At 68.9% G+C, this 10426-nt stretch carries 11 protein-coding genes; 3 read left to right on the forward strand and 8 right to left on the reverse strand.

Translation table 11 applies throughout. The annotated features are described in order from the left end of the window. Positions 1-16: 16 nt before the first annotated feature. From AC5RW2_RS31465 to AC5RW2_RS31475, 3 genes are all read right to left on the reverse strand, one after another. The gene (locus AC5RW2_RS31465; protein WP_494074915.1) at positions 17-709 is read right to left on the reverse strand and encodes a histidine phosphatase family protein; all 693 of its coding nucleotides are present in this window, start codon (positions 707-709) and stop codon (positions 17-19) included. A 7-nt stretch (positions 710-716) separates the two neighbouring features. After that, positions 717-1586: a zinc metalloprotease HtpX gene (gene htpX / locus AC5RW2_RS31470; RefSeq protein ID WP_493979860.1), complete on the reverse strand. Its 870-nt coding sequence runs from the start codon at positions 1584-1586 to the stop codon at positions 717-719. Positions 1587-1711: 125 nt separating this feature from the next. Continuing rightward, entirely contained in the window at positions 1712-2992 is a 1281-nt protein-coding gene (locus AC5RW2_RS31475; protein WP_494074916.1) for an MFS transporter, read from the reverse strand. Positions 2993-3224: 232 nt separating this feature from the next. Between AC5RW2_RS31475 and AC5RW2_RS31480 the strand changes: the two genes are divergently transcribed. Both AC5RW2_RS31480 and AC5RW2_RS31485 read left to right on the forward strand, forming a co-directional pair. After that, positions 3225-3686, forward strand: a complete 462-nt coding sequence (locus AC5RW2_RS31480; RefSeq protein WP_494000561.1) for a Fur family transcriptional regulator — start codon at positions 3225-3227, stop codon at positions 3684-3686. Further along, on the forward strand, positions 3687-5186 hold the full coding sequence (locus AC5RW2_RS31485) for a catalase (protein ID WP_494074917.1): 1500 nt from the start codon (positions 3687-3689) through the stop codon (positions 5184-5186). Between the two features lie 79 nt (positions 5187-5265). Here AC5RW2_RS31485 and AC5RW2_RS31490 read toward each other — a convergent pair whose 3' ends face one another. Both AC5RW2_RS31490 and AC5RW2_RS31495 read right to left on the reverse strand, forming a co-directional pair. Next, positions 5266-5598 carry an ankyrin repeat domain-containing protein gene (locus AC5RW2_RS31490; RefSeq protein WP_494074923.1) on the reverse strand — a complete coding sequence of 111 codons (333 nt, stop codon included), beginning with the start codon at positions 5596-5598 and terminating at the stop codon, positions 5266-5268. Between the two features lie 155 nt (positions 5599-5753). Then, positions 5754-6473, reverse strand: a complete 720-nt coding sequence (locus tag AC5RW2_RS31495; protein WP_494074918.1) for a TetR/AcrR family transcriptional regulator — start codon at positions 6471-6473, stop codon at positions 5754-5756. 109 nt (positions 6474-6582) lie between these two features. Between AC5RW2_RS31495 and AC5RW2_RS31500 the strand changes: the two genes are divergently transcribed. Continuing rightward, entirely contained in the window at positions 6583-6822 is a 240-nt protein-coding gene (locus AC5RW2_RS31500) for a hypothetical protein (RefSeq protein ID WP_494012779.1), read from the forward strand. An 81-nt stretch (positions 6823-6903) separates the two neighbouring features. Here AC5RW2_RS31500 and AC5RW2_RS31505 read toward each other — a convergent pair whose 3' ends face one another. The 3 genes from AC5RW2_RS31505 to AC5RW2_RS31515 form a co-directional block, all read right to left on the reverse strand. Next, positions 6904-8331 carry an FAD-dependent oxidoreductase gene (locus tag AC5RW2_RS31505; RefSeq protein WP_494074919.1) on the reverse strand — a complete coding sequence of 476 codons (1428 nt, stop codon included), beginning with the start codon at positions 8329-8331 and terminating at the stop codon, positions 6904-6906. 181 nt (positions 8332-8512) lie between these two features. Continuing rightward, positions 8513-9586: a hypothetical protein gene (locus tag AC5RW2_RS31510; RefSeq protein ID WP_494074920.1), complete on the reverse strand. Its 1074-nt coding sequence runs from the start codon at positions 9584-9586 to the stop codon at positions 8513-8515. Between the two features lies 1 nt (position 9587). Continuing rightward, positions 9588-10426, reverse strand: an 839-nt coding sequence (locus AC5RW2_RS31515) for an SseB family protein (protein WP_494074921.1), incomplete at its 5' end; no start/stop codon positions are given.

The raw sequence follows: 10426 nt of genomic DNA on the forward strand, positions 1-10426 counted from the left end.
GCGGTTTTTTTGTTTGTCAGTCCCGGGAGTCGGGGCCGGAGGGGACGCTCCCGGGGTTGACCGGATCGGCGGTCGGGCCGTCGGTGAGCGGGTCGGCCAGTTCGGGCCCGCCAACGGCCTGGCCCATCCAGGTGAGCGCCTCCCACGCGTCGGGACCACCGTCGAGCACCACCACCCCGGTGTTGCTCAACTGGTTCCGCGCCACGAACGGGACCGTCAGGTTGGACGCCCGCGCGCCGGCCCAACTGCGGATCATGGCGCCGTGGCTGACCACCGCCAGGGTTCCGATGCCGGAGGATCGGGCTTCTTCAATCACGGCATCGAAGCGTCCGAACGTTTCGTGGCCGTCCGGGCCGCCCGGCATCCGGCGCTCCAGGTCGCCCGCCGCCCAGGCGAAGACCGTGGTCATGTAGGCAATGATCGAATCGCGGTCGCCGCGCATTTCCAGCTCGCCGGCCGAGATTTCGCGCAGCCCGTCGCGCACGTCCGTCTCAAGCTTCCGGGCGGCGGCCAGCGGGGACGCCGTGAGCCGGGCGCGCACGAGGGTGGATGCGAGCAGCGCGTCGATCGGCTCGCCGTCGAGCGCCTGCGGCAGCGCCCGCGCCTGTGCATGCCCCAGGTCGGTCAGCTCGGCGCCGGGGGCACCGGTGTCCAGCAGCCCGCGGACGTTGGAGTGGGTCTGCCCGTGCCGGATCAGCAGCAGCCGCATGCCGGCCTCAGTAGCCCAGCGGGCGTCCGGCCATCCGTTCCAGCCGCGCCACACGGTCGTCCATCGGAGGGTGGGTGCTGAACAGCTTCTTCGCGCCGCCGCCCTTGAACGGGTTGGCAATCATCAGGTGGCTGGTGTTGACCAGCCTCTGGTCCTGCGGCAGCGGCGCCTGCTGCGTGCCGTACTGCAGCTTGCGAAGCGCCGACGCCAGGGCCAGCGGATCGTCGGTCAGCGTGGCGCCGTCCTCGTCCGCGTCGTACTCGCGCGTGCGGCTGACGGCCATCTGGATCAGCATGGCGGCAAGCGGAGCCAGCAGCGACATGGCGATCAGCGCAAGCGGGTTGGCGTTGCGGTCGCGGCCGCCGAAGAACAACAGGAACTGCGCGACCGACGTGATCACGCCCGCCACCGCGGCGGCCACGGAGGAGGTAAGGATGTCGCGGTTGTAGACGTGCATCAGCTCGTGGCCCAGCACGCCGCGCAATTCGCGCTCATCCAGCAGGCGCAGGATGCCCTCGGTGCAGCACACAGCCGAGTTCTTGGGATTGCGGCCGGTGGCAAAGGCGTTGGGGGCCATCGTCGGGGACACGTAGAGCCGGGGCATCGGCTGGTTCGCCCGCGCAGACAATTCACGGACGATCCGGTACATGCCCGGTTGGTCGGCTTCGGTCACGGGGTAGGCCTGCATGCTGCGGATGGCGAGCTTGTCGCTGTTCCAGTAGCTGTAGGCGGTTGTGCCCACGCCGATCAGGGCCATGATCCAGATCCAATTGGCGCTGCCGGTCCCGCTGGCCAGCAGGGCGCCGATTGCCAGCAGGAGGGCAAAGAGCCCACCGAGCAGGCCGGCCGTTTTCAGTCCATTGAAGTGGTTGTGCACCGCTTATGAGTCCTCTCCCGCGCCCATCGGCCCCGTGCCATGCAGGCACAGGGCTCCGTCTTTCAGTGTATCCACCGGTCACTTATTCCAACGCTGGAGTCCGGCGCCATGTTCCGCCCAGGCGCTTAGGGCTCGGGGTGCCTGTCGTTGTAGCGGGAGAACCGCGGCTGGAACCTGTGCAGCAGCCCGACGGCGCAGACACAGGCGACACCGCCGGCGAGCGCGGCAAAACCTTCGCCCAGCCACTGACCGCCGCCGCCGGCGACGGCATCGCCGAGCCGCGGGCCGCCCGCCACCACCACGATGAAGATGCCTTGCAGCCGGCCGCGCATGGCGTCCGGCGTCGCCGCCTGCAGGATGGTGTTGCGGAAGACGCCGCTCACCGTATCGGCCGCACCTGCCGCCGCGAGGCAGAGGGCCGCCGGCACGAGCCATCCGCTCACGTCCCCGGCGGCCGCGGCGTTTGTCTGCCCGGCCATGACGACGACGGCGCCGAACCCCGCGACGGCTATCCCCCACACCACCACGCACCACAGCACCGCCAGCCCCTGCCGGCGGACGCCTCCCAGCGGCCCCGAGAACACCGCGGCGATGAACGACCCGGCGGCGACAGCGGCCAGCAGGATGCCCGCCGTCGCCTCGCCGCCGCCGATGATGACCGCACCGATGGCGGGCATCAGGGCGCGCGGCTGGGCCAGGACCATCGCGGCCATGTCCACCAGGAACGTCACGCGGATGTTGGGACGGGTGCGCAGGAACCGGAAGCCTTCGGCCACCGAGCGCAGGCCGGCCTTCCGGACCTCGCCTTCGGGCGGGATGGGCGGCAGCTTGAACACCGCCCAGATGGCCGCCGTGAAGGTGAGGACGTCGAGGGTGTAGGTCCAGCCGAAGCCCACCCCTGCCACCAGCACCCCGGCCGCCAGCGGACCGATGGTCATGCCCAGCCCGAACGTCATCATGGTCAGGGCATTGGCTGCCGGCAGCATCTCGCGCCGGACCAGCCGCGGCACGATCGCGCTGCGTGCCGGCTGGTTGAGCCCGGCCGCGGCCGAATGCACCGCGATCACCAGGTACAGCAGCCACACCTGTTCCAACCTGAACCACGCCTGCAGCGCAAACACGGCGGTGCAGGCCCACAACACCAGGCCGGAATAGAGCGCTACCTTGCGCCGGTCGTGGGCATCCACCACGGAGCCGCCGTAGAGGCCGGCCAGCACCAGCGGGATCAGCCCGACGACGCCGACGCCGCCCACCGCCAAGGTCGACCCGGTGAGCTGGTAGACCTCCAGGCTTACAGCCACAGCCGTCAACTGCGCGCCGATCGCGGAGAGCGATGTCCCGATCCACAACCGGCGGAAATCCGGGCTCTCCTTGAGCGGCGCCGTATCGGCGAACAACTTGGGCATGGCGGAGATTCTAGTTGCCCGCAGCACCTTTCCCGGGGGTTCAAGCCCCGGCAGCGGGCGTGGCGGCCCGGCGGGCAGCGCGCCCGGGCGTGGGGAGCCCTGCAGCCGGCGCCGCGGCGGCGGCGCGCCCCGTGCGAGGTGTCTCCCGGCGGTCGGCGCCGCCGTCGTAATGATTGGACTGAGTCCAGATAATTTTCTGGACTCAGTCCAAAAAAGGTGGCAGAATCGTTTCATGGTCGAGATGAGGGATCCGGAGGACTTGTTGCGCGAGGCGTCGCTGCGCGTGACCCGTCCGCGGGCGGCGGTGCTGGAAGCAGTCCGCGCGCACCCGCATGCCGACGCCGACACCATCATCGGTGTGGTGCGGGACGAACTCGGCGGCGTCTCCAAGCAGGCCGTCTACGACGTGCTGGCGGCGCTGACGGACGCCCGGCTGCTGCGCCGGATTGAGCCCTCGGGGTCCCCGGCGCGCTATGAGGCCCGGGTCGGCGACAACCACCACCACGTGGTGTGCCGGTCGTGCGGCAATATTGCCGACGTCGACTGCACCGTGGGCGAGGCACCGTGCCTAACGGCGGCCGAGGGCCACGGTTTCGCGATCGACGAAGCCGAGGTCACCTTCTGGGGCACCTGCCCCGCCTGCACTGCCACGAAAGACCTTCAATTGGAAGATCCGACAAGGAGCGATAACTAAATGGCTGATAACACCAAGCCGTTGACAACTGTTGCGGGCGCGCCCGTAGCCGATAACCAGGACAGCCTGACCGCGGGTCCCCGCGGCCCGATGCTGCTGCAGGACGTCTGGTTCCTGGAGAAGATGGCCCACTTCGACCGCGAGGTCATCCCCGAGCGCCGCATGCACGCCAAGGGCTCCGGTGCTTTCGGCACCTTCACGGTGACCAACGACATCACCAAGTACACCAAGGCCAAGATCTTCTCCGAGGTCGGCAAGAAGACCGAACTGTTCGCCCGCTTCTCCACCGTCGCCGGCGAGCGCGGCGCGGCCGACGCCGAGCGTGACATCCGCGGCTTCTCGGTCAAGTTCTACACCGAAGAGGGCAACTGGGACCTGGTCGGCAACAACACCCCGGTGTTCTTCTTCCGCGACCCGCTGAAGTTCCCGGACCTGAACCACGCAGTGAAGCGTGATCCGCGCACCAACCTGCGCAGCGCCGAGAACAACTGGGACTTCTGGACCAACCTGCCCGAGGCCCTGCACCAGGTCACCATCGTCATGTCCGACCGCGGCATCCCGGCGTCCTACCGCCACATGCACGGCTTCGGCTCGCACACCTACAGCTTCATCAACGACGCCGGCGAGCGCTACTGGGTGAAGTTCCACCACCGCACGCAGCAGGGCATCAAGAACCTCACCGACGCCGAGGCCGCCGCGCTGGTCGGCGTGGACCGCGAGTCGCACCAGCGCGACCTGCTCGAGTCCATCGACCGCGGCGACTTCCCGAAGTGGAAGCTCATGGTCCAGATCATGCCCGAGGCCGACGCGGAGACCTACAAGTACCACCCGTTCGACCTGACCAAGGTCTGGTCCAAGAAGGACTACCCGCTGATCGAGGTTGGCGAGTGGGAGCTGAACCGCAACCCGGAGAACTACTTCGCCGACGTCGAGCAGGCTGCCTTCACCCCGGCCAACGTGGTTCCGGGCATCAGCTTCTCCCCCGACCGCATGCTGCAGGGCCGCCTGTTCTCCTACGGCGACGCGCAGCGCTACCGCCTGGGTGTCAACCACCACCAGATCCCGGTGAACTACCCGCGCGGCGCCGGGCTGGTCAACTCCTTCCACCGTGACGGCGCCATGCGCGTCGACGGGAACCAGGGCGCGACCCCGGGCATCGAGCCCAACGGCTACGGCCGCTGGCAGGAACAGCCGGCCTACCGCGATCCGGCCCAGGCCGTGGGCGCCGTGGCCGACCGGTTCAACTTCCGCGAGGACGACGACAACTACTACGAGCAGCCCGGCATCCTCTTCCGCGAGAAGATGACCGCCGAGCAGCGGCAGGTGCTGTTCGAGAACACCGCCCGTGCCATCGACGGCGCCTCCCAGGCGACCATCGAGCGCCACATCGCCAACTGCACCAAGGCCGACCCGGCCTACGGCGAAGGCGTGCGCAAGGCCATCGAGGCCCTGCAGGCCGGCAAGATCTCCCCGGTCGATGTGAACACCGACTCGGCGTAACACCCCGCCTTACGGCATAAAACTGCCCGGAACCAGCCCTTGCGGCCGGTTCCGGGCAGTTTTTTCGTTTAGTGGATTGCTACTTGTCCAGCAGATGCTCGCGGCCGAACATTTTGGCTGCATCGCGCGCGCTCGGGGTGCCGGCATCCAGGTCCGCCCCGGCCGCCAGCAGCCTGGACACCACGGCGTCCTCGCCCTTGAATAGGGCGCCGGCGATCGGGGACTGGTCGCGCACGTTGCGGATATCGGGGTTGGCCCCGCGTTCCAGCAGCATGCCCACCGTCTCTTCCTGCCCGTGGTAGGCGGCCAGCATCAGCAGGGTGTTGCGGTCGGAATCCAGCGCGTCCACGGGCAGCCCGTGGTCGAGGAACTCCGCGAGCTCACCGGTCTTACCCTCGCGGGCCAGGTCCATGGCGAGCGCAACCACGCGTCGGGTCTGTTCTTCATTCAGCGGTATATCGTTCGTCACTCCCCCAGAGTATGCGAGCCCCTGCCGAATCACGACGGCGGAGCGCCCCTTCCGTCCGGCGGCGGCTCCCGCAGGGTCACCACGGCGCCGCGCGGATCTCAGGCGGCGGCCGCCAAGAAACGTTCCAGGAGCAGGTTGAACGCCGCCGCCGGCTCCCCGGCCTGGTCGGCAACCACCTGCCCGAACCACAGGCCGCACACGCCGGCGGCGAAGAGCGTTCCTTCGGCCGCCGCCGTCTGCTCCCCTGCCCCGCGGGCCCGCAGCCACCCGGTGGCGGCATCGCGCCAGCGGACGAACCCGGGCGGTCGCGCCGGCGGCACCGGATGGGTGGTGTGCCGGGCGGCCGCCTGCTGGATGGCCGCTTCGAATCCCAGGCGCTGCAGGGCGCGGCTGTGCGGGGTCTGCGAGTGCTCCCACACCTGGAGCAGCAACTGCCGCAGCTCCGGAACCGCCAGGCCGGCCAACTGCTCCGGCGACGGCGCGGAGAGATCGGCCTCGACCCGTTGCACAATCTCCTCGAGCAGCTGTTCCCGGTGCCCGAAGTGATAGACCAGCATGTAGCTGCTGATGCCCAGGGCTTCGGCGAGCGGGCGAAAGGACAGGTCCGCGAGGTTCTTGTCCTGCAGGTAGGCCAGGATGTCCTCGAGCAGCTGCGGCTTGCGCTGCGGGTTCTGCGGTCTGGCCATGCGGTGTGCCCTGCCTCCTTCTGCGTGGGACCTGAAGCGCCCGACGCGGATCGGGACGCCGGTGGACGCGGCGGCCACCGGCTCGGCTTCAGCATAGTCGTTGCCGGCCCGACACCCGTTCTTCCGCGACATGCCGGGACGCCTCGCAGATAAAGGGCCGCCGGCTCCCATACTGGGCGAAAGGGCAGAAACGCGGAATCAGACCGGCCGGCGGCCGGCAGTGAAGCGGGCGAGGATGGCGATGGTGGCTCCAGTACAGTCCCTGCTGCAGCGGTGCGGCGGCCGCTTCCGGACCTGGCTCCACCGCCCGGAATCGGGAAGCCCGCCCGGACCGGATGCTTGTCTCCCGGATCCTTACCAGGCGCTGCTCAGCTGCCTGCGTTCCACCTATCCCGAAGCCCGCCTCAGCACGCCCGGCGACGACAAGGTCCGCGTGGAACTTCCCGGCGGCGACGTCCTGCGCTTCTACCTCAAGCGCTAGCCGCGCGCCGCACAACGCGCGCCGACGCGGCGCCGGGTCGGGCGGGCACCCCGCGCGGAACCGGGTACCCGGTTCCGCGGATCAGTGCTGCGAGATCTTCACCATTTCTTCGCGCGGGACCACTTTGACGCGCTCGCGCTCGACGGCGGGAGCATCGCCGTCGTTGTTTTCGGGGACGAAGGAGGCCCCGAGCTCACGCTCATGGGCATCCAGCTTCAGCCAGCCTTCCCACGTGGTGTAGGCGACGCCTCGCTCCTCGAGCAGCTTGATGATGGCATCCTCGGCGGGATCGGAGGCCGCGGGCAGGTCCAGCCGGTCCTCGAGCAGGAAGCCGATGGTCTCCAGCGCATCGCCCTTGGTGTGGCCGATCAGGCCCACCGGCCCGCGCTTGATCCAGCCGGTGGCATAGATGCCCGGCACCGGGTTGCCGTCCTCGTCGAGCACGCGCCCGCCCTCGTTGGGAATGACGCCGCGGCGGGCATCGTAGCCGACCTCGGGCAGCTCGGAGCCGAAGTAGCCGATGGCCCGGTAGACGGCCTGGACCGGGTATTCGACGATTTCGCCGGTGCCGCGGACGTTGCCGGTGCCGTCCAGCTCGTTGCGCTCGAACTTGATCGCCGCCACGTGCCCGGCGCCGTCGCCGCTGCCTTCCACGATTTCCACGGGCGTGTGCAGGAAGTGCAGGTGCAGGCGGCGGGAAGCGCCGGTGTCCTGTTCTTCCACCAGCCAGTTGGTCAGGGTGTTGACCATCGTCTTGGTCTGGTTGTTGGAGCGGATCGCCTCGTCGGAGCCCTCGTCGAAGTCGAAGTCCTCCGGGTAGAGCACGATGTCCACGTCGCGCGAATGCGAAAGCTCGCGCAGCTCCAGCGGGGTGAACTTCACCTGCGCCGGACCGCGCCGGCCGAAGACGTGCACATCGGTGACGGGAGAGTTCTTCAGGCCGCGGTAGACGTTGTCCGGGATCTCCGTGCTGAGCAGGTCGTCGGCGTGCTTGGAGAGCATGCGGGCCACGTCCAGCGCCACGTTGCCGTTGCCGATGACCGCGATTTCCTTGGCCTCCAGCGGCCAGTCGCGGGGCACGTCCGGATGGCCGTCGTACCAGGACACGAAGTCGGCCGCGCCGAAGGATCCTTCGAGCTCAACGCCGGGGATGTCCAGCTCGGCATCCTGGATGGCTCCCGTCGCGAAGATCACCGCGTCGTAGAAGTGCCGGAAGTCGCTCAGGGTCAGGTCCCGGCCGTAGTCGACATTGCCCAGGAAGCGGATGTCGCCGCGGTCCAGCACCTTGTGCAGGGCGTTGACGATGCCCTTGATCCGAGGGTGGTCGGGGGCCACGCCGTAGCGGATCAACCCGTAGGGCGCGGGGTAGCGGTCGAAGAGGTCGATGCTGACCTCGAAATCCCGCTCCGCCTTGGTGAGGATGTCGGCGGCGTAAACGCCGGCTGGTCCGGCGCCGACGATAGCCACCCTCAGGGGACGCTGGGTGATGGCCTCGGCAGAGTTAGACACGGGCAGTCCTTCTTCTTCGGGAATCCTCCTGCGCAATAAGCGCACAGTTTCCTATTCTAAATGCCCGCCGGTTTCCCTCCTAACAGTGTGCCGCGTATCTCACTGGCTCCCGGGCGCCGACGTGCGTCGCCGGGGGCCAGGGACCGGTGCGGCTCGTCAGTCTTGCCGCATCGTCCGGCCCTCAGCCGGCGGCTCCCAGCCGATCCGGACCGAACAGCGGCGAGCCGTCGTCCGACTCGATCGACGCCAGCAGCTCCTCGATGGGCGCCCCGGAGTAATAGGTCAGGTGGCGCGCCCCGGTGCCGGCCGGGAAGAAGGCCCGGAACTCCCCCCGCTCGCTGGTGCCGGTGAGGGTGACGGGGTAGGCCTGGTCGGGGTCCTCGACCCGGCAACCGTATCGGTCGGTGTAGGGCAGGAAACCGTCCCCGGCGTCCGCTGCCTCCAGGAACCGGTTGGCCCGGCCGCTGAGGAACAACAGGCAACGCGTGAGTATGTCCGGGTCCTCGGTGCGCACGTAGGACCTTTTCCGGTCCGCGTTGTCGTGCGGCATTTCAAAGTCCAGGATGTACCCGTCGGCGGTCGCGCTGACGGTCGTGCGCTCTCCGGCCGCGTTCATGATCGCCCACTGATCGTCACGGATCAGCGGTTCGGCTATGGCGGCGTACTGTGCGGCCTTATCCATCCGTTCGGGCGGCAGTTCCGCCAGCCGGCCCGGCAGCCCTTGGAGAACGTGGCCCGGCCTGCCCGGCCCGAACAGCGGGGCACCGTCCGCCGCGACGAGTGACACCACGAGGGACTCCAGCGGAAGTGCGGCATACCGGGTGAAGATCCGCGCGTCGCGCGCCACCGGAAAGCCGGCGGTGACGGTGCCGCCGGGTACCGTACGTTCGAGCACGGCGGGCGACTTGTGCGGCTTGGTGCGAAGCGTCCAGCCGCCGGCGTCATCCATCCCCTGGTCGGAGAGTGCCAGAAAGCGCAGGCCGCGGCGTTTGCGCTGCCAGAACGCCGCCCGGAACAACAGGCAGCGCAGCAGGGCCTCCGGGTCCGTGGTGCGGACGTATTCCGGTCTCCCGGGCCAGTAGGGCGCGATGACGTCCCGAAAGACGAAGCCGTCGGCCTCGGCGGCGATGGACATCCGGACGCCGTAGTCGTTCCGGACGGTCCAAGCGCCGTCCGCCAGGGAACTGCGGCCCCCGAACCACTCTGCAGCTGTCGTCAGCAGGGCTTCATCCAGCTGCCCCAGGTGGGCTGCCATGTCAGAAGTCCGAGGCGCGGAGCAGCGCTTCCGGGCCGGCGGGGTCCACCACCACCGACAGCTCGGGCCTCTGGCGCAGCATATCGATGGCCCAGGTTGCCGGCACTTCCCTGAAACGCGCCGCCGGCCGGAAAGCGGCCACTTCCGGCCCGGACGAGAAGACGGGAAGAATCGGCCCGCCGTCCTGGCCCTTGAGCAGGATCGGGCCTCCGTCGGAGCCACCCTCGTCCGGCCGGTCAACCGCCAGAACGACGGCGCCGGGCCGCTTGAGCTGTTCGGCGACGGCGTCGGTGGCGCCCTGGCTTGCCACGGCCCGCTTCAGGCCGACATTGGCCAGGCTCCCGGCCGCGAAGCTGATTTCCGGACGACCGAGGGCGCAGGCGGGGCCGGCGGGATTGATGTAGAGGTAGGCAATGTCCCGGTGGCCGTCGACGAACTTCAACAGTTCCTCGCCGGGCTGGACCCAGGATACCGGCGCCCCGGGCCGGCCCGTGGAGGCACGGAATTCGGCCAGCTTCTCCTGCGAGGTGAAGGCGAGCACGGACGGCGAACCGTGGACTTCGACGACGCTGATGCCCGGGTGCCCGGGGTTACCTGTGGCATCGAGCAACACTTCGCTGCCGATCAGGTGGCGCAACACATTGACGGCCGCCGTCTTCCCCGGATTCTCGCTGAATCTCGCCACGGCGTCGGCGACCAAGCGGTTATCCAGCCCGCGCCGGCCGGCCTGTTCCTGCCCGGCCGCTGATGCGGGCCCCTGGTCGGCCGGTTCTCCCAGACCGAAATCGGGCGCGGGCTGGTCGAAATTGAAGTAGGTGTCCAGGGAGTATTTCGGTTCCG

The organism is Arthrobacter sp. B0316-1-20 (genome assembly GCF_059091865.1).

Excerpts from the sequence above, each read along its gene's own strand:
- AC5RW2_RS31500 (WP_494012779.1), top strand. The coding sequence starts at position 6,583 with ATGGTGGCTCCAGTACAGTCCCTGCTGCAGCGGTGCGGCGGCCGCTTC.
- AC5RW2_RS31485 (WP_494074917.1), top strand. The coding sequence starts at position 3,687 with ATGGCTGATAACACCAAGCCGTTGACAACTGTTGCGGGCGCGCCCGTA.
- AC5RW2_RS31510 (WP_494074920.1), bottom strand. The coding sequence starts at position 9,586 with ATGGCAGCCCACCTGGGGCAGCTGGATGAAGCCCTGCTGACGACAGCT.
- AC5RW2_RS31495 (WP_494074918.1), bottom strand. The coding sequence starts at position 6,473 with ATGTCGCGGAAGAACGGGTGTCGGGCCGGCAACGACTATGCTGAAGCC.
- AC5RW2_RS31475 (WP_494074916.1), bottom strand. The coding sequence starts at position 2,992 with ATGCCCAAGTTGTTCGCCGATACGGCGCCGCTCAAGGAGAGCCCGGAT.
- AC5RW2_RS31465 (WP_494074915.1), bottom strand. The coding sequence starts at position 709 with ATGCGGCTGCTGCTGATCCGGCACGGGCAGACCCACTCCAACGTCCGC.
- AC5RW2_RS31480 (WP_494000561.1), top strand. The coding sequence starts at position 3,225 with ATGGTCGAGATGAGGGATCCGGAGGACTTGTTGCGCGAGGCGTCGCTG.
- AC5RW2_RS31490 (WP_494074923.1), bottom strand. The coding sequence starts at position 5,598 with ATGGACCTGGCCCGCGAGGGTAAGACCGGTGAGCTCGCGGAGTTCCTC.